The 25,126-nt window shown below is 70.8% G+C and carries 23 protein-coding genes; 14 read left to right on the top strand and 9 right to left on the bottom strand.

Going from position 1 to position 25,126, the window contains the following annotated elements; genetic code table 11:
• Positions 1-41: 41 nt before the first annotated feature.
• The gene (locus ACICHK_RS22670) at positions 42-2,003 is read right to left on the bottom strand and encodes an amino acid transporter (RefSeq protein WP_406838327.1); all 1,962 of its coding nucleotides are present in this window, start codon (positions 2,001-2,003) and stop codon (positions 42-44) included.
• A 428-nt stretch (positions 2,004-2,431) separates the two neighbouring features.
• Here ACICHK_RS22670 and kdpF point away from each other — a divergent pair, with 428 nt between their 5' ends.
• The 6 genes from kdpF (at position 2,432) to ACICHK_RS22700 (ending at position 8,541) form a co-directional block, all read left to right on the top strand.
• The gene (gene kdpF / locus ACICHK_RS22675) at positions 2,432-2,521 is read left to right on the top strand and encodes a K(+)-transporting ATPase subunit F (RefSeq protein ID WP_018566520.1); all 90 of its coding nucleotides are present in this window, start codon (positions 2,432-2,434) and stop codon (positions 2,519-2,521) included.
• 32 nt (positions 2,522-2,553) lie between these two features.
• Positions 2,554-4,233, top strand: coding sequence for a potassium-transporting ATPase subunit KdpA (gene kdpA / locus ACICHK_RS22680; RefSeq protein ID WP_406838329.1), 1,680 nt, complete (start codon positions 2,554-2,556; stop codon positions 4,231-4,233).
• On the top strand, positions 4,230-6,368 hold the full coding sequence (gene kdpB / locus ACICHK_RS22685) for a potassium-transporting ATPase subunit KdpB (RefSeq protein WP_406838330.1): 2,139 nt from the start codon (positions 4,230-4,232) through the stop codon (positions 6,366-6,368). Before kdpA ends, kdpB begins: the two co-directional genes overlap by 4 nt.
• A 24-nt stretch (positions 6,369-6,392) precedes the next feature.
• Positions 6,393-7,061 carry a potassium-transporting ATPase subunit C gene (locus tag ACICHK_RS22690; protein ID WP_406838331.1) on the top strand — a complete coding sequence of 223 codons (669 nt, stop codon included), beginning with the start codon at positions 6,393-6,395 and terminating at the stop codon, positions 7,059-7,061.
• Positions 7,062-7,201: 140 nt separating this feature from the next.
• Entirely contained in the window at positions 7,202-8,071 is an 870-nt protein-coding gene (locus ACICHK_RS22695) for a peptidase inhibitor family I36 protein (protein ID WP_406838332.1), read from the top strand.
• A 77-nt stretch (positions 8,072-8,148) separates the two neighbouring features.
• Positions 8,149-8,541, top strand: coding sequence for a hypothetical protein (locus ACICHK_RS22700; RefSeq protein ID WP_406838333.1), 393 nt, complete (start codon positions 8,149-8,151; stop codon positions 8,539-8,541).
• A 17-nt stretch (positions 8,542-8,558) separates the two neighbouring features.
• Here the strand turns inward: ACICHK_RS22700 and ACICHK_RS22705 are convergent, their stop codons facing one another.
• Together ACICHK_RS22705 and ACICHK_RS22710 are read right to left on the bottom strand one after the other, a co-directional pair.
• Entirely contained in the window at positions 8,559-9,263 is a 705-nt protein-coding gene (locus tag ACICHK_RS22705; protein ID WP_406838334.1) for a class F sortase, read from the bottom strand.
• 274 nt (positions 9,264-9,537) lie between these two features.
• The gene (locus tag ACICHK_RS22710; protein WP_406838335.1) at positions 9,538-10,320 is read right to left on the bottom strand and encodes a hypothetical protein; all 783 of its coding nucleotides are present in this window, start codon (positions 10,318-10,320) and stop codon (positions 9,538-9,540) included.
• Positions 10,321-10,794: 474 nt separating this feature from the next.
• Here ACICHK_RS22710 and ACICHK_RS22715 point away from each other — a divergent pair, with 474 nt between their 5' ends.
• Positions 10,795-11,532: an SDR family NAD(P)-dependent oxidoreductase gene (locus ACICHK_RS22715; RefSeq protein ID WP_406838336.1), complete on the top strand. Its 738-nt coding sequence runs from the start codon at positions 10,795-10,797 to the stop codon at positions 11,530-11,532.
• A 116-nt stretch (positions 11,533-11,648) separates the two neighbouring features.
• Here ACICHK_RS22715 and ACICHK_RS22720 read toward each other — a convergent pair whose 3' ends face one another.
• Positions 11,649-12,086: a hypothetical protein gene (locus tag ACICHK_RS22720; RefSeq protein ID WP_103548255.1), complete on the bottom strand. Its 438-nt coding sequence runs from the start codon at positions 12,084-12,086 to the stop codon at positions 11,649-11,651.
• 577 nt (positions 12,087-12,663) lie between these two features.
• On the opposite strand from ACICHK_RS22720, the gene hemL reads away from it, so the two are divergent.
• The 7 genes from hemL (at position 12,664) to ccsB (ending at position 20,514) form a co-directional block, all read left to right on the top strand.
• Entirely contained in the window at positions 12,664-13,980 is a 1,317-nt protein-coding gene (gene hemL, locus ACICHK_RS22725; RefSeq protein WP_406838337.1) for a glutamate-1-semialdehyde 2,1-aminomutase, read from the top strand.
• Positions 13,977-14,678: a histidine phosphatase family protein gene (locus ACICHK_RS22730; RefSeq protein ID WP_406838338.1), complete on the top strand. Its 702-nt coding sequence runs from the start codon at positions 13,977-13,979 to the stop codon at positions 14,676-14,678. The genes hemL and ACICHK_RS22730 overlap by 4 nt, the downstream gene beginning before the upstream one ends.
• Before the next feature lie 150 nt (positions 14,679-14,828).
• Entirely contained in the window at positions 14,829-16,100 is a 1,272-nt protein-coding gene (locus ACICHK_RS22735; RefSeq protein ID WP_406838339.1) for a hypothetical protein, read from the top strand.
• Positions 16,101-16,166: 66 nt separating this feature from the next.
• Positions 16,167-16,784, top strand: coding sequence for a TlpA family protein disulfide reductase (locus tag ACICHK_RS22740; protein ID WP_406838340.1), 618 nt, complete (start codon positions 16,167-16,169; stop codon positions 16,782-16,784).
• A gap of 50 nt (positions 16,785-16,834) precedes the next feature.
• The gene (locus ACICHK_RS22745) at positions 16,835-17,572 is read left to right on the top strand and encodes a cytochrome c biogenesis CcdA family protein (RefSeq protein WP_151470796.1); all 738 of its coding nucleotides are present in this window, start codon (positions 16,835-16,837) and stop codon (positions 17,570-17,572) included.
• Between the two features lie 3 nt (positions 17,573-17,575).
• Positions 17,576-19,396 carry a cytochrome c biogenesis protein ResB gene (locus tag ACICHK_RS22750; RefSeq protein ID WP_406838341.1) on the top strand — a complete coding sequence of 607 codons (1,821 nt, stop codon included), beginning with the start codon at positions 17,576-17,578 and terminating at the stop codon, positions 19,394-19,396.
• Positions 19,393-20,514 (top strand): c-type cytochrome biogenesis protein CcsB, encoded by a 1,122-nt coding sequence (ccsB, locus tag ACICHK_RS22755; RefSeq protein ID WP_192582488.1) that lies wholly within the window; start codon positions 19,393-19,395, stop codon positions 20,512-20,514. Before ACICHK_RS22750 ends, ccsB begins: the two co-directional genes overlap by 4 nt.
• Positions 20,515-20,592: 78 nt before the next feature.
• Here ccsB and ACICHK_RS22760 read toward each other — a convergent pair whose 3' ends face one another.
• The 5 genes from ACICHK_RS22760 to ACICHK_RS22780 form a co-directional block, all read right to left on the bottom strand.
• Positions 20,593-21,696, bottom strand: coding sequence for a hypothetical protein (locus tag ACICHK_RS22760; protein WP_406838342.1), 1,104 nt, complete (start codon positions 21,694-21,696; stop codon positions 20,593-20,595).
• 128 nt (positions 21,697-21,824) lie between these two features.
• Positions 21,825-22,889: an isopenicillin N synthase family dioxygenase gene (locus ACICHK_RS22765; RefSeq protein WP_406838343.1), complete on the bottom strand. Its 1,065-nt coding sequence runs from the start codon at positions 22,887-22,889 to the stop codon at positions 21,825-21,827.
• The gene (locus ACICHK_RS22770) at positions 22,882-23,340 is read right to left on the bottom strand and encodes a nucleoside deaminase (RefSeq protein ID WP_406838344.1); all 459 of its coding nucleotides are present in this window, start codon (positions 23,338-23,340) and stop codon (positions 22,882-22,884) included. Before ACICHK_RS22770 ends, ACICHK_RS22765 begins: the two co-directional genes overlap by 8 nt.
• 63 nt (positions 23,341-23,403) lie before the next feature.
• Entirely contained in the window at positions 23,404-24,072 is a 669-nt protein-coding gene (locus ACICHK_RS22775) for a class I SAM-dependent DNA methyltransferase (RefSeq protein WP_406838345.1), read from the bottom strand.
• Between the two features lie 40 nt (positions 24,073-24,112).
• Positions 24,113-25,096: a zinc-binding alcohol dehydrogenase family protein gene (locus tag ACICHK_RS22780; protein WP_406838346.1), complete on the bottom strand. Its 984-nt coding sequence runs from the start codon at positions 25,094-25,096 to the stop codon at positions 24,113-24,115.
• Positions 25,097-25,126: the final 30 nt, after the last annotated feature.

Raw genomic sequence — 25,126 nt, forward strand, 5'->3', positions numbered from 1 at the left:
GCCACGGGACCGCACCCGTCCTCGCCGTGCCCCCGGAGGCGTCAGCCGACGTGCACCCGCGGCCGTCGTGCGCGGTCGGGCTCGGCCTCGCGCAGGACTTCCCTGGTGACGGGGGCGACCTCGCCCTGGCCGAAGAGGAAGAAGCGCAGGAAGTTGGTGAAGGGGCTGCCCTCGGTCCACTCGAAGTAGATGTGCGGGATGCCGCCGGTGGTGTCGCGCACATAGAGGAGCAGAGAGGCGAGGGCGTTGGGGATGGAGGCGGATTCCAGGGTGAGGACGCGGTAGCGGCCGTGCAGGACTTCGCCGCGTACGTTCATGACGGACTCGAACTCCGAGGGGTCGCCGACGGTGACCTCCAGGAAGACGAAGTCCTCCTGGGCGGGGAGGTCGTGGTCGGCGCGGATCTGCTCGATCTTCTCGCGGTACTCGGTGATGTCGCGCTTGTCGGGTTCGTTGGCGATGAAGCGCATCCGGCGGCTCGCGATGTCCCGGACGAACCGCTCGGCCATGTCGTCCATGGTCATGCTGGTCACGCGCAGCTCGAAGGCCCGGGCGAGCCGGGAGAGGAAGGAGACGAGCATGATGCCGGTGATGAAGCAGGCGCCGATCTTCACGCCGTCGGGACGCTCGATGATGTTGACGACGGTCGTGTAGAGGAAGACCGCCGAGATGACCGCGAAGAGGACGGTCCAGTGTTTCTGGCGGGCCTTGCGGGCGGCGATGGTGACGGCGATGGCGGCGGAGCTGATCAGGACGAGGACACCGGTGGCGTACGCGCCGCCCTGGGCGTCGACGTCGGCGTCGAAGAGCCAGGTGACCAGGAACGCGATCAGGGTGAAGACGATCACCATGGGGCGGACGGCGCGGGCCCAGTGCGGGGCCATGCCGTAGCGCGGGAGATAGCGCGGCATGAGGTTGAGCAGTCCGGCCATCGCGGAGGCGCCGGCGAACCACAGGATGCAGATCGTGGAGATGTCGTAGACCGTGCCGAAGGCGTTGCCGAGGTACTCGTGGGCGAGGTAGGCGAGGGCGCGGCCGTTGGCCTGGCCGCCCGGCTCGAACTCCTTCTCCGGGATCAGCACGGTGGTGATGAAGCTGGTGACGATCAGGAAGACGCTCATGATCACGGCGGAGGTGGTCAGCAGCTTCTTGGCGCCGCGGATCCGTCCGGCGGGCTTCTCCTCGGTGTCGGCCGGGTCGCCCTCCACGTGCGGCATGACCGCGACCCCGGTCTCGAAGCCGGACAGGCCGAGCGCGAGTTTCGGGAAGACGAGCAGGGCCACGCCGATCATGGCGAGGGCGTTGCCGTGTTCGGCGGTCAGTGCGGTGGTCCAGTCGGTGACGAGGTGCTCGTGGGTGGCGACCTCCCAGAGTCCCGCCACGGCGACGACGACGTTGAGTCCGAGGTAGATGCCCACCAGCACCACCGCGACGCCGATCGCCTCCAGGAAGCCCTTGAGGAAGACCGCTCCCAGCAGGGCCACCAGGAACAGGGTGATCACCATCTGCTTGTCGTGCAGGGCGCTGTTCAGATGGGGGTTCTCCACCAGGTGGGTGGAGGCGTCGGCCGCCGAGAGGGTGATGGTGATCAGGAAGTCGGTGGCGGCGAAGCCGAGCAGGGTGAGGACGAACAGCTTGCCCTTCCAGAAGGAGAGCAGGCGTTCGAGCATCGCGATGGAGCCCTCGCCGTGCGGGCTCTCCTCCGCGACCCGGCGGTAGACGGGCAGCGCTCCGGCCAGGGTGACGATGACGAGCACGATCGTCGCGATCGGGGACAGGAGGCCGGCCGCGAGGGCGGCGATGCCGGGCTGGTAGCCGAGGGTGGAGAAGTAGTCGACGCCGGTCAGGCACATGACGCGCCACCAGCGCTGTCCCTTGTGGACGGGCGTGGGTTCGGCGGCCGGCTGCGGCAGCCGACGGCCCTTGCTCTTGCTGATGTCGGACAGGCCTTCCAGCATCCACGCCCGCAAGCGGCTCGGCGGGGCGGGCTCGGTGCTGGCCATCGGTGACTCTCCTGACGTACGTCTCTTCGAACGGTTCCGGCCATCGAGGAGACGGCGCCCATCAGCGTATGCAGAGAGTGATGCACGGGCCCGAGCGTCCAGGGGCCTCAGGCGTCAAGCTTGCGTTAAGACCTGCTGGTCGCGCATCACGGGACCGCCGGAAGAGCAGCGGTCCGTCGCCCGTTCAGGCGTCGGCCGGCGCGCGGACCGGCGGGCTCCGCCCTGTATGGGATGCGTCAAGGGGGCGCCGTGCCCCGTATGGGAGGCGTCAACGGCGGCCGCGTCCGGTGTGTGAGGGGTTTTGCTCGGAGTGTCCGTCCGAAACCGAACCTCCCCTAGGAGCTCACGATGGCCGACGTGGCCTTCGTCGTCACCACGATCGCGGTGTTCGCGCTGGTGGCCCTCGTCGCCAAGGGGGTGACGAAGCTGTGACCGCCGAGAACGTTGTCGGCCTGATCGTGGCCGTCGCCCTGCTGGGCTATCTCGTCCTCGCCCTGATCTTCCCGGAGAGGTTCTGACGGTGACATCGACTGTTACCGCAGCGGGAGACATGGGTTCCGTACTCGCGGGTGTGCTCCAGCTCGTCGCCCTCGTGGGCGCGCTGGCGCTCGTCCACGTCCCCGTCGGCGGCTACATGGCCAGGGTCTACTCCTCCACCAGGCACCTCAGGGTGGAGAAGTGGATCTACCGGGGCATCGGTGCCGACCCGGACGCACCGATGCGCTGGCCCGCCTATCTGCGCGGCGTCCTGGCCTTCTCGGCGGTCGGCGTGCTGTTCCTCTATCTGCTGCAGCGGCTGCAGGGCGTGCTGCCCGGCTCGCTCCGCTTCTCCTCGGTCGGCCCGGCGCAGTCGTTCAACACGGCCGTGTCGTTCGTGACGAACACGAACTGGCAGTCGTACTACGGCGAGCAGACCATGGGGCACGTCGTGCAGACCGCCGGTCTGGCCGTGCAGAACTTCGTCTCCGCGGCCGTCGGCATGGCGGTCGCGGTGGCGCTCGTGCGCGGCTTCGCGGGCTCCCGCACCGGTGAACTGGGCAACTTCTGGACCGACCTGGTGCGCGGCACGCTGCGGATCCTGGTGCCGATGGCGGCCGTCGCCGCGGTGGTCCTCGTCGCCCGCGGCGTGATCCAGAACTTCTCCGGCATCCACGAGGTCGGTCAGTTTTTCGATGGACACGGCACGGGGGGCTCGCGGCAGTGGAACGGCGGGGCGGTCGCCTCGCAGGAGGCCATCAAGGAGCTCGGCACCAACGGCGGCGGCTACTTCAACGCCAACAGTGCCCACCCCTTCGAGAACCCGACCCCGTTCACCAACCTCTTCGAGGTCTTCCTGATCCTGCTCATCCCCTTCTCCCTGACCCGCACCTTCGGCGTGATGGTCGGCTCGGTGAGGCAGGGGTACGCGATCCTCGCCACGATGGTCACCGTCTGGCTGGGCTTCACCGCGCTGATGATGTGGACCGAGTTCGCCCACCACGGTCCGGCGCTGCAGGCCGCGGGCGGCGCGCTGGAGGGCAAGGAGACCCGGTTCGGCGTCGGCGGCTCGTCGATCTTCGCGGTGGCGACGACGCTGACCTCGACGGGCGCGGTGGACTCCTTCCACTCCTCCTTCACCGGTCTGGGCGGCGGCATCGCGATGCTCGGCATGATGCTGGGCGAGATCGCGCCCGGCGGTACCGGTTCCGGTCTCTACGGCATGCTGATCATGGCGGTGATCGCGGTGTTCATCGCCGGTCTGATGGTCGGCCGCACCCCCGAGTACCTGGGCAAGAAGATCGGCACCCGCGAGATGAAGCTCGCCGCCTGCTACATCCTCGTCACCCCGGCCCTGGTGCTGGTCCTCACCGCCGCCTCCATGGCGCTGCCGACCCCGCCGCACTCGGTGCTCAACCCCGGCGCGCACGGGTTCTCCGAGGTGCTGTACGCCTTCACCTCGGCGGCCAACAACAACGGCTCGGCCTTCGCCGGTCTGAACGCGAACACCGACTGGTTCAACACGACGACCGGGCTCGCCATGCTGCTGGGCCGCTTCCTGCCGATGGTGTTCGTCCTCGCGCTGGCCGGCTCGCTCGCCGGGCAGCGGCCCGTCCCGGCGACGGCGGGCACCCTGCGCACCGAGAAGCCGCTGTTCGCCGGTCTGCTCGTGGGCGCGGTCCTGATCATCACCGGTCTGACCTACTTCCCGGCCCTCGCCCTGGGCCCGCTGGCCGAGGGGCTGGCGTCATGACGACCCGTACAGAGAACCCAGAGGACTCCATGTCCACAGCCACTCCCACCCGGGCGCCCCACAGCGACGTCCCCGTCCCGCACAAGCCCGCCGGGGGCCGGGCCGGCGCGGGCCTGTTCGACCCCGAGCAGCTGATCACGTCGTTGCCCGAGGCGTTCCGCAAGCTCGACCCGCGGGTGATGGTCAAGTCGCCCGTCATGTTCGTCGTCCTCGTCGGCTCGGTGCTGACGACCGCCTTCTCCTTCGAGGACCCGGGGGACTGGTTCGGCTGGACGATCAGTGCCTGGCTGTGGCTCACCGTCGTCTTCGCCAACCTGGCGGAGGCGGTGGCCGAGGGGCGCGGCAAGGCGCAGGCGGACACCCTGCGCAGGGCCAGGACCGACACGGTCGCCCGGCGGCTGCTGAAGGACGGTTCCGGTTGCGAGGAGCGGGTGTCCGGCACGGATCTGACGATCGGTGACCTGGTGGTCTGCGAGGCGGGCGACGTCATACCCGGCGACGGCGATGTCGTCGAGGGCGTCGCGTCCGTCGACGAGTCGGCGATCACCGGCGAGTCGGCGCCCGTCATCCGGGAGTCCGGCGGTGACCGCTCGGCCGTCACCGGCGGCACGAAGGTCCTCTCCGACCGGATCGTCATCAAGATCACGACCAGGCCCGGCGAGACCTTCATCGACCGGATGATCGGCCTGGTCGAGGGCGCGGCCCGGCAGAAGACGCCCAACGAGGTCGCGCTCAACATCCTGCTGGCCTCGCTGACGATCGTCTTCCTGCTGGCCTGCGCCACGCTGCCGCCGCTCGCGGACCACGCGGGCACCCATCTGACGACGGTCGTGCTGGTGGCCCTGCTGGTCTGTCTGATCCCGACCACCATCGGCGCCCTGCTCTCCGCGATCGGCATCGCCGGCATGGACCGCCTCGTGCAGCGCAACGTGCTCGCCATGTCCGGACGGGCGGTCGAGGCCGCCGGCGACGTGTCGACGCTGCTGCTGGACAAGACCGGCACCATCACGCTCGGCAACCGGCAGGCCGCCGAGTTCGTGCCGGTGGCGGGGACGACCGGGGCCGAGGTCGCCGACGCCGCCCAGCTCTCCTCCCTGGCGGACGAGACCCCCGAGGGCCGCTCGATCGTCGTCCTGGCCAAGGAGCGGTACGGACTGCGCGAGCGCCACCAGGGCGAGCTGAGCGGTGCCGAGTGGATCGCCTTCACGGCGCAGACCCGCATGTCGGGTGTCGACCTCGAGGGGCGCAAGGTCCGCAAGGGCGCGGCCGGTTCGGTCATCGCCTGGGTCGGGGAGCGGGGCGGCACGGTCTCCGGGGACGCCGGCCCCCTCGCCGACCGGATCTCCGGGGCGGGCGGCACCCCGCTGCTCGTGGCCGTCGAGGACACCGACGGCGCGCGCGTCCTCGGTGTCATCCACCTCAAGGACGTCGTCAAGAACGGCATGCGCGAGCGGTTCGACGAGCTGCGCCGCATGGGCATCAAGACCGTCATGATCACGGGCGACAACCCGCTGACCGCCAAAGCCATCGCGGAGGAGGCGGGCGTCGACGACTTCCTCGCCGAGGCCACCCCCGAGGACAAGATGGCCCTCATCAAGCGGGAGCAGGCGGGCGGCAAGCTCGTCGCGATGACCGGCGACGGCACCAACGACGCCCCCGCGCTGGCCCAGGCCGACGTCGGCGTGGCCATGAACACCGGGACCTCGGCCGCCAAGGAGGCCGGGAACATGGTGGACCTGGACTCCGACCCGACCAAGCTCATCGAGATCGTCGAGATCGGCAAGCAACTGCTGATCACCCGGGGCGCGCTCACGACGTTCTCCATCGCCAACGACGTCGCCAAGTACTTCGCGATCATCCCGGCGCTGTTCGCAGCGGTCTATCCGGGCCTGGACGAACTCAACATCATGCGCCTGTCCTCGCCCGACTCCGCGATCCTCTCCGCCGTCGTCTTCAACGCGCTGGTCATCGTCGCGCTGGTGCCGCTCGCCCTGAGGGGGGTGCGCTACCGCCCGATGAGCGCCGACAGGATGCTCCGCCGCAACCTCGGGATCTACGGCCTCGGCGGCCTGATCGCGCCGTTCGTCGGCATCAAGATCATCGACCTGATCGTCTCCCTCGTCCCCGGGCTGTAACTCCTCGAAAGCGTGCTGATCCCCATGAACAACTCCGTAACCAACACAGCCCGGTTGCTCGGGGCGTCCCTGCGCGCGCTGCTGGTCCTGACCGTCGTGTGCGGTGTGCTGTACCCGCTCGCCGTCACCGGCGTGGCTCAGGGGCTGTTCAACGGCAAGGCGAACGGCTCGGAGATCAAGGCGGACGGCAAGGTCGTCGGCTCCTCGCTCATCGGGCAGCGGGGGTACACCCTGGACTACTTCCAGCCGCGCCCCGCGAACGGGCTCGGCGAGAACTCCGTCAACACCCGCTACGAGCTGCTCCTGTCCGGCGCCACCAACCTCGCCGCGGACAACAAGGACCTCGTCCGGCAGGTCGAGGACGCCAGGGCGGCCGTCGTCGAGGACAACTCGGTGCCCGGCCACCCGGTCAGGCCCTCGGACGTCCCCGCCGACGCCGTCACCTCCTCCGGCTCCGGCCTCGACCCGGACATCTCCCCGCGGTACGCGGAACTCCAGGTCTACCGGGTCGCCGAACGCAACCACCTCTCCGTCGCCCGGGTGCGGAAGCTGGTCGACGAGCACACCGAGGGACGCACCCTCGGCTTCATCGGCGAACCCAGGGTCAACGTCCTCGAACTCAACATCGCGCTCAGGGGACTTGTGACGCACGAAGTGACGAACGGTGACTCAACTCACATGTCCCGCAAGTGACCTGACGTCCCGTCTGCCCGTCTTGGGGGAGTGGCCGGATGGCTCTCCGGCAGGGGGCGGGCACCCGGGGTGACGATGATCACCCGGCGTTGCGCACTTTCCGCGAAAAGAGTCATGTTCATGACCATATAGTCGGACACATGCGCAAAATGATCTATGTCGGAATCGCCGCCGTGACCGCGGCCATGATGTCCACGCCGGCCACCGCCGCCACCCTCGGCCACGGCACCTCGTCGTCCACCGGAACCAAGCCGATATCCGGCCTGCCGACCACGCGTGGGGAAACCCGGCCGCACGCCTCCCCCGCGGACGAGGACACGCACGGCGGCGTCATCGCCGACTACAACGGGAAGAAGATCAACCTCGCCGAGGGCTGGCAGGGTGCCGAGGTCTGCGGGGAGGACCCGGTCACGGGCGAGGCCAAGTGCTGGGACTCCGTCGAGGAGTCCAACCGGGACGCGGCCGGGTCCGGTTCGGCGCACGCCTCGTCGGCGCGCGGGAGCGGCGAGAAGGCCGGACGGAACACGAAGTCCGGGATGACCGCCGCGGCCCGTCCCGCCGCGGCCCCGGCCGACGACGACACGGGCGGCGACGACTACACCGACGACGCCACCGGTGACGGCGGCAGCACCACGGCGACCCCCGACCCGGCCGAGGAGAACGGCCCCGGTTCCGGTGTCATCTCCAAGCTGTACACGGCCTGCCCGGCGGGCAACGTGTGCCTGTGGGCGGACGCCGGCTACAAGGGCCGCATGTTGAAGTTCCCGACCCACGACACCGCCAAGACGCGCCACCTCTCCGAGTGGGGCTTCCGGGACAAGACGTCGAGCGCCTACGTCAACCGCCCGCAGCGGGGCGTCGAGTGCTACGACATCCGCACCGGAATGCCGGATCCGCGCCTGTTCCTGGGGGCCGGATACTCCCTCTACAAGAACTTCAAGGGGTACGACTACCCCTGGCTCGCGGGCGGCGGCAACTGGAACGACAAGGTCGACGCCATCAAGTACTGACCCGACCCCGACGGTCCACCCCTGAGGGCGGGGGCCCGACCGGGCCCCCGCCCTCATCCCCCCACAAGGAGACGATCGTGATCATCCGCCGTGCCGCCGCCCTCATGGCCCTTCCCGTCCTCACCGTGTGCCTGCTGGCCACGGCCTGCACCAGCGAGGCCCCCGAGGAGTCGGCGGTCCCGGAGAAGTTCCCCGCGGCCGGTGACAGCGCGGACATGAAGTCCGACGCGAAGGCGCTGCGCGACTACGGCAAGGCCCACAGGCTCGCGCGGGTCACCGAGGACGTCGAGCGCATCCAGGAACGCACCGACGGCCACGCCCTGATCTCCACCGACATCGGGGCCGAGGACGACGCCCTCGGCAAGGCGGAGAAGGTCGCCGCGGCCTACCGCGCCTACGCGAAGGACAGGGGCAAGACGGTCTCGGTGACCGTCTACAACGTCTACGGCGACTCGCTCGTGACGCGGTAGCCGGACCGCCCGCCCGGTCAGACGAGATGGGCGAAGACCACCAGGTTGTCGGTGTAGTCCATGACGGTGTGGTCGTAGGTGCCGGCACAGGTGATGAGGCGCACCTCGGCGTCGGGGGCGTCGGCGTACACCCGGTCGTCGGGGAAGGCGTTCTTCGCGAAGGTCTCCGCGCTGTCGACGACGAAGGACGCCGTCCGGCCGTCGGACCGTTCGACGCTGAACCTGTCGCCCTTCTTCAGGTCTCCGAGACCGGCGAACACGGCGGCGGAGGTCTTCGTGTCGACGTGCCCGGCGATGATCGCCGTACCCGTCTCACCGGGGGAGACGCCCTTGGCGTACCAGCCGACCAGGTTCGTGTCGTTCGCGGGCGGGGGCTGGAGCTTGCCCGTGTCGTCGATGGCGAGTTCGGTGAAGGGCGCGTCCACCGAGATCTTCGGGATGAGCAGCCGGGTCGGCTCGGCCCGCGGGAGGTGCTTCCCGGCCGGGCGGTCGTTCGAGGCGGAGGCCGATGCCGAGGACACGGGCGGGTGCGAGTGGGCCGGGGCCGCCGCGGCGCGGGAGGCGGGGGAGGGGCCGGACGGCCCGTCCTGGAGGTGGAGCACGTTCGTGGCCAGCAGGACCGCGACACCGGCGCACCACACGACCCACATCGCACGGCGTCTGAAGGTCCGCTCGGGCGACGTGTACGGGGTCTCGGCGGGAGAGGACAACCGGGCTGCCATCGGGTACCACCTCATCGGGTCGGGGCAGCGGAGCGGATCGGTAGGGAGCGGCAGGGAGAGGAGGGGACAGCGGGACCGGTGGCAGAGGCGGGGGCGGTGGAGGGAGGACGAGCGGCAAGAGCAGTACGAGCGGCTGAGGCAGCAGAGGCAGCAGAGGCAGTAGAGGCGGTAGAGGCGGCAGTGGTGGAAGGGGCGGGGGAAGCGGAAGCAGGGACCGGGCGGGCCGCCACGGGGTGAGGGGTGGCGGCCCGGACCGCTATGTCGTCAGGCATGGTCAGGACGCACCACCCTCGGTGTTCCTACGGCGCAGCATGTACACGCCCGCCGCTGCGAGGCCCAGGACCCCGACTCCGCCGGCCGTGATACCGGACGACGTGGCGAGACCGCCGCCACCGGTGTGGACGCCGCCGTGCGGCTTGCCCTCGGAGTCCTTGCTGCCCGAGTCCCACGAGCCCTTGCTGCCCGAGTCCCACGAGCCCTTGCTGCTCGAGTCCGACGAGCCCTTGTCCGTTCCGGAGCCCCAGGAACCGCTGCCGCTGTCGGAGCCGGCGGAGTCCTTGTCCTTGTAGGTCTCCGGGTCGTACTTCTTGTCGTACTTGGCGGAGTCGTCCGTCGTGACGGACGTCAGCGCGCCGCCGCCGGTGTGCACGCCCCCTTCCGGCTTCTGGTGGTGCCAGCTGGGCTTGCCGTGGCCGCTGTCGCTGGGCTTGCCGGGCTCCTCCTTGCCCGGCTCCTCCTTGCCGTAACCGGAGTCCTCGTGCTCCTTGCCGTAACCGGAGTCGGACTGCTCCTTGCCGTAGCCCGAGTCGGAGTGCTCCTTGCCGTATCCGGAGTCGGACTGCTCCTTGGAGGAGCCGGAGTCGGAGTGCTCCTTGCCGTATCCCGAGTCGGACTGCTCCTTGGAGGACGAAGAGGAGGAGGAGGACGAGGGTGAGGAGGAGGAAGAGGAGTCGCTGTGGTCCCAGTCGCCGGCCGTCGCGGCGTACGCGCCGGGAGCGCCGATCGCGAGAGCGGCGGTGGCCGTCGCGGCGGCCAGGAGCATGCGGGCAGATCGCATTGTCGGAGTCCTTCCGTCAGAACCAGGTAGCTGACCTCGTGTCAGCAGGCGAAAACCCGGTGCGACGTGATCAACCGTCAATCCGATGTGCGAAGCGCACCACCCGGGGAGCTCACCCGGCCCACGGCCGAGGCCCTGCCCGTCGGCTTCCCCGGCGATCGCCCGGAGGTGGACCGACCTCTCTGACCTGCCCATTCACCGTTTTTCCCGGGAGTCCGGGCCCCTTGAGCAGCGTTTTGCGCATGACCCGATCGGCGGCGACACGTCTGCTTCGCCGGATGCGCCGTGCGAGGTGCCGACCGTCAGATTCCTTTGCCCCGGCGGCTCTTGTCCCGGGACGCCCGTGTGCGGGGGGAGGGGGAGCCACGGGCGGGTCATGCCCTTACGGCGGCCGGGGCGTCCGGCGGCGTGGGAGAACACGGGCGGAACCTTTCTCCGGCACACTGATCGTCCGCGGTGCGGAGAGGAGCGGCCATGGGGAGCGGGCGGAAGGTCACGGTGGTGACCGGCGGCGGCCGCGGTATCGGCGCCGCCGTCTGCAGGCGGCTGGCCCTGGAGGGCCACGACGTCGTCATCGGCTACCGGTCCGACCGCGAGTCGGCCGAGGAGGTGGCGCACGCCGTCGTGGAGGCGGGCCGGCGCTGTCTGCCGGTGGCCGTGGACACCTCCGACGCCGCCGCGGTCGACGGACTCTTCGACGCGGCGGCCGCCGGACTCGGTCCGGTCACCGGGCTGGTGAACAACGCGGGCGTCAGCGGCCCCAACGGACCGCTGGCCGACGCCGACCCCGACGGCATGCGGGAGGCCCTGGCGGTCAACGTCCTCGGCTACCTGCTCTGCGCGCGCCGTGCCGTACGGGAGATGACCGCGTCCGGCGGGGGCGCGATCGTCAACGTCTCGTCCGCCGCGGCGACCCTCGGCAGCCCGGGGCAGTACGTCCACTACGCGGCGGCGAAGGCAGCCGTCGACACGCTGACCATGGGCCTGTCCAAGGAGGTGGCGGCCGTCGGCATCCGTGTGAACTGTGTCGCCCCGGGCACGGTCTGGACCGACTTCCACGAGGACCCGCAGCGCCCGGCCAAGGTGGCCGCCGTCATCCCCATGGGCCGGGCGGGCCGGCCGGAGGAGATCTCCGGCGCGGTGGCCTGGCTCCTGTCGGACGACGCCTCGTACACGACGGGGGCGGTCCTGCGGGTCGCGGGCGGGCTGTAGCCGGGGCCCCCGGTGGCCCGCCCCGCGGGGACCGGGGCCGGGGCGCCGGAAGAGGGTCCCGGCACACGGAAAAGGCGGGGTCCGGAAACCCCGCCCGCTGCCGTGAGGGCCCTGGGTCAGGGCCACACCAGGCAGTACGGCTGGTGCCCCGCCTCGTGCAGGCGGTTCGAGAAGTCCTGCCACTCGTGCAGCAGCTGGTAGACGTTGAATGCGTCCCGCGGGCCGCCCCGGTCCGGGACGGTGGACCAGATGAAGGCGGCCGCGCCCACGGCCTCCTCGCCTATGCCGCGGATCGGGTCGACGACGGTCATCGGGAGCTTGACCACGGCGTAGTCGGGGTGCAGGACGACGAGCTCGAGCGGCGGCACCTTGCTCAGGGGGACGCCTTCTATGCCGGTGAGGACCATCGCGGCCATCGTCTCCGGCTTGATCTTGGTGAACATGCCGTTCATGCCGAGTTCGTCGCCGCCGAGTTCTTCGGGGCGCATCGAGATCGGGACCCTCGCGGCCGTCGCGCCGTCCGGCGCGCCGAAGTATTTGTACGTCACCCCCACTCGGCCACCATTCCCGCTCTCCGCCCGCAGTCGCTCGACCGCGCGGTCGATCCGTTCGTCGGGGTCACTCTGTGATCCCTGCACCTGTCCTGCTCTGCCGGCCGCTTCCTCCGCCTCACGCCGGTGCTTCCCCCGCCGGGCACGCCGAGGGTTGAGGTCATCGGTCCCCTCGCCCAGTCCGCCACCGCGATGCATATCTCCACCCGACTGCTTTTCTAAGTCGCGCGACCCCCGCCACGCAACCCGATCATCGTGACAGTGACCTCCCCCACGGTCGCACGCCGAAACGTGCGCCGAAACACCTGTCCGCGGGATCTCGCGGCCCCTGAACACCGTCGTTCATGTGAGCTGTCCGTTCGTGTCCCAGTTTCGCAGATGGCCGGGGGAAGGGACCCGGTTGTCGTCCCGGGCTCCGTCACACCGGCCCGGCGATGGCCGGGATCATTCCTCTGTGGAGCCGTACGTCGGGCCGGGGCGCTCCGTTCACGGCGCCCCGCTCTTCCCCTCACGGCCCACCGGGACCCCTGGCCTACCCTGAGGAGGTCACTAGCCCCCGGAGACGGAGACGTCGCAGGTCATGACCGAACTGCCTTATCCCTACGAAGCCCCAGCCTCGCAGTCGCTGTTCGACCGTGCGGCGGCCGTCACACCAGGTGGCGTGAATTCTCCGGTGCGGGCCTTCCGCGCCGTGGGCGGTACGCCCCGGTTCATGGTGTCCGGTACCGGACCGTACCTGACCGACGCCGACGGCCGCGAGTACGTCGACCTCGTCTGCTCCTGGGGTCCGATGATCCTCGGGCACTCCCGCCCCGAGGTCGTCGCCGCCGTTCAGGAGGCCGTCGCGCGCGGTACGTCCTTCGGTACGCCCGGTGAGGGGGAGGTCGCCCTCGCCGAGGAGATCGTCTCCCGTGTCGAGCCCGTGGAGCAGGTCCGGCTCGTCTCCAGCGGCACCGAGGCGACCATGTCGGCCATCCGGCTGGCCCGCGGGTTCACCCGGCGCACGAAGGTGATCAAGTTCGCCGGCTGCTACCACGGCCACGTCGACTCGCTGCTCGCCGCGGCGGGCAGCGGGGTGGCGACCTTCGCGCTGCCCGACACGCCCGGCGTGACCGGCGCCCAGGCGGCCGACACCATCGTCCTGCCCTACAACGACCTCGAAGCCGTGCAGGCCGCGTTCCACGCGCACCCCGGCGAGATCGCCTGTGTGATCACCGAGGCCTCGCCCGGCAACATGGGCGTGGTGCCCCCCGCGCCCGGTTTCAACCAGGGCCTCAAGGACGCCTGCGCGAAGAACGGCGCCCTCTACATCTCCGACGAGGTGATGACCGGCTTCCGCACCAGCAGGGCCGGCTGGTACGGGATCGACGGCGTGCGTCCCGACCTGATGACGTTCGGCAAGGTGATGGGCGGCGGCTTCCCGGCCGCCGCGTTCGGCGGTCGCGCGGACGTGATGGAGCACCTGGCGCCGGCCGGGCCGGTGTACCAGGCGGGCACGCTCTCGGGCAATCCCGTCGCCACCGCCGCCGGGCTCGCGCAGCTGCGGCTGCTCGACCGGGCCGCGTACGACGAGCTCGACGCGGTGTCGGCGCGGATCCGGGCGCTGGTGACCGAGGCGCTCGCCAAGGAGGGTGTGACCCACCGTCTGCAGAGCGCCTCCAACATGTTCTCCGTCTTCTTCACGGGACGCGAGGTGCGCGACTACGAGGGCGCGAAGGCGCAGGAGTCCTTCCGCTACACCGCGTTCTTCCACTCGATGCTGGCGCAGGGCGTCTACCTGCCGCCGTCCTCGTTCGAGTCGTGGTTCGTGTCGACGGCCCATGACGACCAGGCGGTTCAGAGGATCGCCGACGCCCTTCCGGCGGCGGCGCGGGCAGCGGCGGAGGCCACGGCATGAGCGAGAACAGCGGCAAGAACGGCGCGGGCGACATCACGGTCGTCCACCTGATGCGGCACGGCGAGGTCGCCAACCCGGACGGGGTGCTCTACGGGCGACTGCCCGGGTACCACCTGTCGGAGCTGGGGCGGCAGATGGCCGAGCGGGTGGCCGAGCACCTCACCTCGCGCGACGTCACCCACGTCGTGGCCTCGCCGCTGGAGCGGGCGCAGGAGACGGCCACGCCGATCGCGAAGGCCCACGGGCTCGACCTGGCGACCGACGGGCGGCTCATCGAGGCCGACAACGTCTTCCAGGGCAAGACCTTCGGTGTCGGGGACGGCGCGCTGCGGCGTCCGGAGAACTGGAAGCACCTCGTCAACCCCTTCAAGCCGTCCTGGGGCGAGCCGTACGTGGACCAGGTCGTGCGCATGATGGGGGCGTTGGACGCCGCCAAGGACGCGGCGCGCGGCCACGAGGCGGTGCTGGTGAGCCATCAGCTGCCGATCTGGATCGTCCGCAGCTACGCGGAGAAGCGGCGGCTGTGGCACGACCCGCGCAAGCGGCAGTGCACCCTGGCGTCCCTGACCACCTTCACCTACCGCGGCGACAAGATCGTGTCCGTGGGCTACACCGAGCCCGCGCGCGATCTGGTTCCGGCTCATCTCCTCGCGGGCGCCAAGCCGGTGAAGGGGAAGACCAAGGCGTTCGGGGCCTGACGGTCCGGAACGAAGAGCGGTCCAAATGGGCGCATATTCGTAAAATCGTATAAGTCCGAGCGCGTTAAACGGAACCCCCGTCTTCGTCGTGCCCTCTCATGGGATACAAGCTGAGAGTCAGCTGAGAGGGTGCGATGAAAAGAGGACCGTATGCGCAACGTCAGCCGAAGAGGAATGATCGGCCTCGGTGCGGGTGCGGCGGGCGCGCTCGGACTCGCGGCGTGCGGTACGACCTCGGGCGAGAAGGCCCCGCGACACCCTGACGCCTCCTCCTCGGCCTCGTCCGCCACCGGCCGGCCCGGCGCCCCGAAGAAGAAGCCGGTCATGCGTCTCATCGGCGACGGCTCCACCGCCTACACGGGCAAGCAGCCGCGCCAGCCGGAGGCCCCCGTGCCGCTGGAACCCGGCGAGACCCCGCCGCAGTTCGTGGTCTTCTCCTGGGACGGGGCCGGAGAGGTCGGTACCGGCCTCTTCGACCGCTTCCTCCAGCTCGCCAAGGAGAACGACGCGCACATGACGTTCTTCCTCTCCGGGCTGTACCTGCTGCCCGAGTCGAAGAAGCGTCTGTACGACCCGCCCAACAACCCCCGCGGCGCCTCGGACATCGGTTACCTCAGCGACGAACACGTCCGCTCCACCCTGAAGCTGGTCCGTCAGGCCTGGCTCGACGGCCACGAGATCGGCACCCACTTCAACGGCCACTTCTGCGGCGGCTCCGGCTCGGTCGGCAACTGGACGGCCCGGCAGTGGACCAGCGAGATCGAACAGGCCAAGTCCTTCGTCAAGGAGTGGCGCACCAACACGGGCTGGACCGACCTGCCCCCGCTGCCCTTCGACTACGAGAAGGAGCTCATCGGCGCCCGCACCCCGTGCCTGCTCGGCCAGGACAACCTGCTGCCCGCCGTCAAGGAGCTCGGCTGGCGCTACGACGCCTCCTCGCCCGGCGGTGTCCAGCGCTGGCCGCAGAAGAAGCAGGGGCTGTGGGACCTGCCCCTGCAGGCGATGCCCTTCCCCGGTCACCGCTTCGAGGTCCTGTCGATGGACTACAACATCCTCGCCAACCAGTCGATCGCCACCACCCGGGCGCCCTCGTACAACTACCCGGGCTGGCGCACCCAGGCGTCCGCCTCGTACGTGGCGGGATTCAAGCGGGCATTCGAGACGAACCGGGCGCCGTTCTTCATCGGTAACCACTTCGAGGAGTGGAACGGCGGCATCTACATGGACGCCGTCGAACACGTCTTCACCCACATCGCCCGGGAGAAGGAGAAGGGCTCCGACGTGCGCATGGTCTCCTTCCGGCAGTTCGTGGACTGGCTGGACGTCCAGCGGCCCGAGGTGCTGGCGAAACTCCAGTCGATGGACGTGGGGGAGGAACCCGCCGGCGGCTGGCACCGCTACCTCCGGGGACAGGCCGCCTGAAATGCGGGTTTCCGCCCGCAAGGGGGGTGCGGAAGATCCCCGAAACGGGCATGCGAAACTTTTCACATGAGTGCCGCCTGCCGCGCAGACCAGCGCCCGAACCGCCCCCGCGCCGTCCTTCGAGTCGCGGGGGCCGCCCTTGCCGCGCTCGTCCTGTCCGCGTGCGGCTCCGGCGGCACCTCCGGCGGCGGTGGCAACAGCGGTTTCGTCTCCGGCAAGGACGGCATCTCCACCGTCGCCAAGGGGTCCAGGGACACCGCCCCGGACCTCTCCGGCAAGACCGTCGACGGCAAGCGGGTCGACGTCGCCGACTACAAGGGCAAGGTCGTCGTCCTCAACGTGTGGGGCTCCTGGTGCCCGCCGTGCCGCGCCGAGACGCCCAACCTCGTCAAGGTCGCCAAGGAGACCGCCGCCGAGGGCGTGCAGTTCGTCGGCATCAACACCCGTGACGCCAGCATCTCCCTGCCCCGGGCCTTCGAGAAGGAGCAGGGCGTCCCGTACCCCAGCCTGTACGACCCGACGGGCAAGCTGATGCTCCGCTTCAAGAAGGGCACGCTCAACCCGCAGACGATCCCCTCCACGATCGTCATCGACCGGGACGGGAAGATCGCGGCCCGCACGCTGCAGGCGCTCAGCGAGGACAAACTGCACGAGATGCTCGACCCCGTCCTCGCGGAGAAGTGACCGACGTGTCCCTTCTCCAGACGACCACGAACCTCGCCGCCGAGACCGACATGAACACCACGGTCTACAGCGGCGCCCTGCTGCTCGCGCTGCCCCTCGCCGTGCTCGGCGGGCTCGTCTCCTTCTTCTCGCCGTGCGTCCTGCCGCTCGTACCCGGCTATCTGTCGTACGTCACCGGGGTCAGCGGCACGGACCTGGCCGAGGCCCGACGGGGGCGGATGGTCGCGGGGGCCAGCCTGTTCGTGCTCGGCTTCACCGCCGTGTTCGTCTCCGGCGGCGCGCTGTTCGGCTACTTCGGCTCGACGCTGCACGAGTACAACGGCACGCTGAGCAAGGTCCTCGGCGTGCTGATGATCGCGATGGGCGTGTTCTTCATGGGGCTGATGCCCTGGCTCACCCAGCGCGAGTTCCGCTTCCACAAGCGGCCGGTGACCGGGCTCGCGGGAGCGCCGATACTGGGCGCGCTCTTCGGCATCGGCTGGACGCCGTGCCTGGGCCCGACACTCACCTCCGTCAACCTGCTCTCCATGGACCAGGCGAGCGCCGGGCGCGGGGCCATACTGACGGTCGCCTACTGCCTCGGCCTCGGAGTGCCCTTCGTCCTCGCTGCGGTCGCCTTCCGCAAGGCGCTCGGCGCGTTCGGCTGGGTGAAGCGTCACTACGCCTGGGTGATGCGGATCGGCGGCGGAATGATGATCGTGACCGGACTCCTCCTGCTCACCGGTGCCTGGGACGGCATCGTGCAGCAGATGCAGACCTGGTCCGACGGTTTCACGGTAGGGATCTGATCCATGAGCAGCACTGACACCGGCAGCACGGCCGGCCCCGGCGCCGGCGAACCGGCCGGCGAGGACGTCCTGTCCTCCCCCCGGGAGGCGCGGGAAGCCCGCGAGATCGGCGAGGCCGGGTCGCAGCTGTCCACCGCGCCCGTGGAGACGGCGATGCCCGGATCCTTCGGCGGCACGCGCGCCCCCGGAGCCCTGGGATGGGTCACCTGGACCGCCCGCGAGACCACCGGCTGGGTCCGCTGGATCTGGCGCCAGCTCACCTCGATGCGGGTCGCGCTGATCCTGCTCTTCCTGCTGTCGCTCGGCGCCATCCCCGGATCGCTGATCCCGCAGTCCGGCACCGACGCGGACAAGGTGCAGGCGTTCAAGGACGCGCACAGCGTGCTCGGTCCGCTCTACGACCGGCTCGGCCTGTTCCACGTGTACAGCTCGGTGTGGTTCTCCGCGATCTACATCCTGCTGTTCGTCTCGCTCATCGGCTGCATCGTGCCCCGCACCTGGCAGTTCGTCGGACAGCTGCGGGGCCGTCCGCCGGGCGCCCCCAAGCGGCTGACCCGGCTGCCCGCGTACACGACCTGGCGCACCGCCGCGGAGCCCGAGCAGGTCCGTGAGATCGCGCTGAAGGTCCTCAAGGAGAAGCGGTTCCGGGCGCACGTCGACAAGGACGCCGTCGCCGCGGAGAAGGGCTACCTGCGCGAGGCCGGCAACCTGCTCTTCCACATCGCGCTGATCGTGATGCTCGTCGCCTTCGCCTGGGGCCAGCTCTTCAAGTCCGAGGGCGACAAGCTGATCGTCGAGGGCGACGGCTTCGCCAACGCGCTCATGTCCTACGACGACTTCAAGTCCGGCAACCTCTTCAGCGTCGACGACCTGACACCGTTCAGCTTCGACCTGAAGAACTTCACCGGCACCTACGAGCGGACCGGCCCCAACAAGGGCACGCCCCGCACGTACCAGGCGGAACTCACCTACAGCGAGGGCGCCTACGGCAAGGAGCGCAAGACCGTCGTCAAGGTCAACGAACCGCTCGTGGTCGGCGACACGAAGGTCTATCTGACCGCCCACGGCTACGCGCCCACCGTGACCGTCCGGGACGGCAAGGGCAACGTCGTCTTCCACAACGCCGTGCCCCTGCTGCCGCTCGACTCCAACGTCACCTCGCAGGGCGCCATCAAGGTCATGGACGGCTACCGGAACGCGCAGGGCAGGATCGACCAGCTCGGCTTCTCCGCGTTCTTCGTGCCGACGTTCGCCGGGGCGGGCAAGGGCGACATGTTCTCCCAGTTCCCCGCGCTCGACTACCCCGTGCTCGCGCTGAGCGGCTTCCACGGCAGTCTCGGCGTCGATGCGGGCCTCCCGCAGAACGTGTACCAGCTCGACACGACCCACATGAAGCAGTTCAAGGACGCCAAGGGCGAGATCCTGAAGGCGCGGCTGCGGCCCGGCGAGACGATGACGCTGCCGGACGGCGCCGGGTCGATCACCTTCGACAAGGACATCAAGGAGTGGGCGAACTTCCAGATCACCCAGCAGCCCGGCAGTGACTGGGCGCTGGCCGGGGCGTTCGCCGCGATCGTCGGACTCGCCGGTTCGCTGTTCATCCAGCGCCGCCGCGTCTGGGTGCGGGCGACCACCGGCGACGACGGCGTCACCGTCGTCGAGATGGCCGGGCTCGGCCGCAGCGAGTCCGCGAAACTCCCCGAGGAGCTCGGCGACCTGGCCGCGCTCGTGCACGAACAGGCACCCACCACGTCCGACGAGGACGCGGCACCCGCCGACGCCGAACCCCCCGTACCCGCCGCCGAAGGGGCCGAGAAGCAGTGACGCTCGCCACCGCACACGACCTGGGCGCCGTGACCGAACTGGCCACCGCGACCAACGAACACCTCGCCAACGTCAGCAACACGCTGATCTACTCCGCGATGGCCGTCTACACCCTGGCCTTCTTCGCCTTCATCGCCGAGTGGCTCTTCGGCAGCCGCAGCAAGGTCGCCCGTACCGCCGGCGCGCTCACCGCGAACGGCGCGGAGGCGGCTCCGGCGGCCCCCGTCGTCACCGCGCGGAAGGGCGGCACCACCGCGGTGCTGGAGCGGCCGAAGGTCGTCACCCGGTCCGCCTCGGGCGCGCGGGACGTGCCCGACGGGCCCGGCGCCCACGGCGGGGACGAGCAGGGCGACCTCTACGGGCGGATCGCCGTGTCCCTCAGCGTGCTGGCCTGGGGCGTCGAGGCGGCCGGTGTGCTCGCCCGCGCCCTGTCGGTGCAGCGGGCCCCCTGGGGCAACATGTACGAGTTCAACATCACCTTCTCCACCGTCGCCGTCGGGGTCTTCCTCGTCCTGCTCGCGCTGAAGAAGAACGTCCGCTGGCTCGGCCTGCCCCTGATCACCACGGTCCTGCTCGACCTCGGTCTCGCGGTCACCGTCCTGTACACCGCGAGCGACCAGCTGGTCCCCGCGCTGCACTCGTACTGGCTGTACATCCACGTCTCGACCGCGATCCTGTGCGGCGCCGTCTTCTACGTGGGCGCCGTCAGTTCGGTGCTGTACCTCTTCAAGGACTCGTACGAGAACAAGCTCGTGAACGGCGGGACGCCCGGCCGGTTCGCCACCTCCGTCATGGAGCGGCTGCCCGCCTCGGCCTCGCTCGACAAGTTCTCCTACCGCGTGAACGCCGCCGTCTTCCCGCTGTGGACCTTCACGATCATCGCGGGCGCGATCTGGGCGGGCGACGCCTGGGGCCGCTACTGGGGCTGGGACCCGAAGGAGACCTGGGCGTTCATCACCTGGGTCGCCTACGCCTGCCACCTGCACGCGCGGGCCACGGCCGGCTGGAAGGGCCGCAAGGCCGCCTACATCGCCCTGATCGCCTTCGGCTGCTGGCTGTTCAACTACTACGGCGTCAACATCTTCGTCGGCGGCAAGCACTCCTACGCGGGAGTCTGACCCGCTCCGACCTCCGAGGGCCGGTCCCGCGTGACTCCTGTCACGCGGGACCGGCCCTCGTCGTAGGCCCCCGGCCGCCTACGCGGTGTCCCTGATGCACGGGGTGCCGTCGGGGGCCGGCGGCGGCAGCGGGACGAGCAGGGCCCGCGAGGACGGGGAGGGGCCGGGCCGCCAGCCGGTGGCCCGGGCCGTGTCGGACAGCGCGAGGCGGCCCGCGTTGCGCAGCGCCGGATGCGCCTGGCCCCGTAGCGCGGTGAAGAACACGGTCTGGTCCCTGATGCCGTCGGCGCGGTCGCGCAGGACCGGCTCCAGGAGTCCGAGGCCCGCGGGCTCCTGGACGTTGTCGATCAGCAGGACCGGGCGCCCCCGCCGGTGCGGGCGCCGGCCGATGCCCCCGTGCGCGTCGTCGAGGTCGGCCAGCAGCGCCCGTACGAGACGGCGTTCGGCGTGCCTGCGGGAGTCGCCGCCCGCCCGGAAGTGCCGGGAGAGCAGGATCAGCGCGAGTTTGGGGCTCCCGCCCGCGTCCGGATAGTCCCGGTACCAGCCGGCGGCCCTGCGCAGCCGGCGGTGGGCCGGGGAGACGCCCTCCGCGAAGGCCTCCAGGGTCGCCTCGACGACGGGCTCCAGCACCGGACCCGCCCCGCTCATCGACGCGACGAGCCGGGAGACCACCTTGTCCGTCCAGCGCCCCGCGAACCCCGACAGCCAGGACTCGGTCTCGCCGAGCAGCAGGAGGCGCTCCGCCTCCCGCCGGACGCGCGGCACGTCGCGGTCGCTCCAGCCGCCCGCCGCGACCGCCAGCAGTCCGGACGACAGCCGCGGGAACCCGATGCGTCCGGCGCCCCGCACCGGTTCGGCGAGCTGCCCGGCGGCCGTGGCGAGCGCCTGCCCCACCGGCGACCAGCACGCGGCCGGACGGTCCGGGGGCGGCGCGCCGAACTCGCTCTCCTCGGCGTCGAGGAGAGCGGTGGGGGTGTGCCCGCGGTAGGCGTCGCGCAGGGCGAGGAGCACGGCGGTCTTGCCCAGGCCCCGGCCGCCCGCGAAGACCACGAAGGGCGGCTCCGCGGGATGTTCGTACGGTGTGGCGCGCGGCTGGTACGGGCGCAGGCCCACCAGCCGTGACGCGAGTCCGGGCGGATCGGTGTCGAACAGCGCCTCCCGGCCGTGCAGCCCTGTGTGCACCGTTCCTCCCCCTGGTCCGTGGCCCGGTCCGTTCCCTATGTGCTGCTGTGAGTTGTATCAACAACATTTCGGAAAGGGGCGGTTGGTTCGGGATAGGGCGTTTGGTGTCCGTTCGGTTACGAAACCGTTCAACCGACAGTGATCGAATCGAGTTTCTGGCGCAGGTAGACGTGGGAATCCACCGGTTCGTACACGACTCGGCCGACGGGGGCGGGCACCGACTCGACCAGCGTTCCTGGTGTGCACTCACCGAAGTACACGAGCGAGATCAGCTCCTCGGCGGGCGCTTCGGCCGGTGGCGGCAGCACCCGGTGCCGTCCCGAACGCCACCGGTCGCCGGTCCAGCGGGCCATGAGGTCCCCGATGTTGATCGTCAGCGCCGCCGGGTCGAACGGCGCGTCCTGCCAGCCGTCCGCCTCCGTGAACACCTGGAGCCCGCCCTTGCCCGCCTGCCGGTCGAGGACGGTGACGGTGCCGAAGTCGGTGTGCGGCCCGATGCGGAACTGGCCCGGCCGCGCCTCGCCGACGACCTCCGTGCCCGGATACCAGTTGATGTTGAAGCCGTATGTCGGATGGTCCATGTGGCGGGTGAAGAAGTCCGGTTCGAGGCCGAGCGCCCGGCCGAGCAGTTCCAGGAGCAGGTTCTCCAGCCGCGCCATCTCCGCCAGGTACTCCTCGCAGAGCGCCCGCAGCTCCGGGGCCTCGGCGGGCCAGACGTTCGGCGCGTACCACTGCGCGTTGGTCACCGGGTCCTCGAACGGTTCGTGCGTCGCGAACGTCAGCGACTCCTTGAGGTCCGGCGGGGTCTCGGTGCCCTCCGCGTAGCCGTTGGCCTCGGCGCCGGGCCCGAGCCAGCCGCGTCCGCCGACCCGGGCCGCGTACGGCTGCTTGACCGCGGCGGGCAGTACGAAGAAGGCGCGGGCCGCGTCCCGCACGCGGCGGCGCAGTTCCGGGTCCACGCCGTGCCCGGTGACGAGCAGGAAGCCGGCCGTCCGCAGGGCGTCGTCGACGGTGCGGGCGAGCGCGGCACGGGCGTCACGGTCCCCGGAGAGCCACGGCCCCAGGTCGACTGTGGGGACGCCGGAGACCGCCGGACGCGCGGAGTCGGCGGCGCCGGGCGGGCCGGAAGCGGCCGGGTGCGCGGGCCGGGCGGTACCGGCTGCCGTCCCGGGGTCGTTCGTCGTGTCACTCACCGATGTCCTCGTTCCACAGGGCCGGGTTCTTCTCGATGAAGCCGCGCATCAGCGCGACGCACTCGGGATCGTCGAGCAGCATGACCTCCACGCCGTGCCCGGCGAGCCAGTCGTGGCCGCCGTGGAAGGTGGCCGCCTCGCCGACCACCACCCGGGAGATTCCGAACTGCCGGACGAGCCCGCTGCAGTACCAGCACGGCGACAGGGTGGTCACCATGGTCGTGCCGCGGTACGACCGCTGCCGTCCCGCGTCGCGGAAGGCGGCCGTCTCGCCGTGCGCCGAGGGGTCGCCGTCCTGGACGCGGCGGTTGCGGCCGCGGCCGAGGAGGGTGCCGTCCGCGCCGTACAGCGCGGCCCCGACGGGGATCCCGCCCTCGGCGAGCCCGGCGCGCGCCTCCGCCAGGGCGGTCGCGAGCCACGCGCGGGCCTGTGCCCGATCGATGCGTTCCATGCCTCCACTGTCCCGCGGGCCGCCCTCTCCCGCGGCCGGAACACGGGGGGGGGGGGGAAGCGCTCAGGGTGCCGTCGCGGGAGCCAGGGGGTCTTCGGCCCTGCGGGCCAGGATGAAGGCCTGCGGGGTCTTCTCCCGGTCGTCGGCCTCGCGGACGAGCCGGGCGACCTCGGGCAGGCCGGCCGCCCGCAGGAGTCCGGCGACCCGCTCGGGCGGGAAGCGGTGGACGTCGAGGTCCACGTCGTGGCCGTACGCGTGCTCCAGCCGGACCTGTCCGTCGCCGGCCTTGAACGCGATGAGCAGATGGCCGCCGGGAGCGAGGACACGGTGGAACTCGGCGAACATCACGGGCAGTTCGTCGATCGGCGTGTGCACGGTGGAGTACCAGACGAGCGCTCCGGCGAGCGTGCCGTCCGGGATGTCGAGACCGGTCATCGTGCCCGCCTCGAACCGCAGATGAGGATGCGCCCGCCGGGCCACCGCCACCATCCCGGGCGACAGGTCGACCCCGAACGCGTCGAGCCCGAGCCGCTCCAGATGGACCGTCACCCGCCCCGGCCCGCACCCGAGGTCCGCCACGGCCCCGCCCCCGCCGGCCCGCACCCGCTCGGCGAACACCGCCAGCATCGCCATGTCCAGCGGTTTCGCGACCGGTAGGTCCTTGAACAGCTCGGCGTAGTCGGCGGCGACGGTGTCGTAGGAGGTACGGGTGGCGTGGAGGCGGGTCGTCATGGCGGTGCAGGGTAGGGCAGGGGTCCGACGGCCAGGGTTGCTACCGCTCGGAACCGGCCACCCGCAGCAGCAGCTTGCCCGTGCTCGTCCGCGAGCCCATGAGCGTGTGCGCCCCGGCGGCGTCCTCCAGGCCGAACTCCGCCGTCACCGGCAGGGTCACCGTGCCGTCGGCGACCGTCTCGAACGCGCGCGAGGCGATGTCGCGGAGGGCGGCCGGGGCCGTTCTCGCGAGGCCCAGGATCGAGAACCCGGAGACCGACAGGCCGGTCGGGTAGAGCTCCGGCTGGCCCACCGTCCAGGGCTCCGCCGAGCTCGCGTTGCCGAAGGACACCAGCCGGCCGAAGGGGGCGAGGGAGGCGAGGCCGGCGCGGAGGGTCTCGCCGCCCACCGGGTCCAGGACCAGGTCCAGCCCGCGGCCGGCGGTCGCCGCGCGCACCTCGTCCTGGAAGGACCCCACGAACACCTCGTCGTAGCCGTGGCCGAGGGCGTACTCGGCCTTCGGCGCGCTGGACACCACGCCGTACACCGCGCCGGCCCCGGCCGCCTTCGCGAGCCGGCCCAGCACCGTGCCCACGCCGCCCGCCGCGCCCTGCACGAGCACCGTCTCGCCGGGCTGGAGCCGGCCCACCGTGTGCAGCAGCGCGTACGCCGTGGGCAGGACCGTGGGCAGGGTGGCGCCGGTGCGCAGCCCGACACCGTCGGGCAGCGGGAAGACCGTCACGGCGTCGGCCACGGCCACCTCCGCGTACGCGCCGCCCTCTGTCAGCGCCGCGACCTCCTGGCCCACCCGCAGTCCCGTGACGTCCGGGCCGACCGCCCGGACGCGGCCCGAGACCTCCAGTCCGGGCACGAAGGGGAGGCCGGGGACGCGGTAGCCCTCCGACCTCGCCTTGAGATCGGCGAAGTTCACGCCCGCGTAGGCCACGTCGATGCTCACCTGCCCCGGGCCCGGATCGGGGACCTTCGCCTCGGTGACCCGCAGCACCTCGGGACCGCCGTACTCCTGGAACTCGACCGTACGCATGGCACACCCCTGGTTGACGCTCGACTGTTC

Origin of the sequence: Streptomyces sp. AHU1 (assembly GCF_045343905.1) — a bacterium.
GTDB classification, from domain to species: domain Bacteria; phylum Actinomycetota; class Actinomycetes; order Streptomycetales; family Streptomycetaceae; genus Streptomyces; species Streptomyces triticiradicis.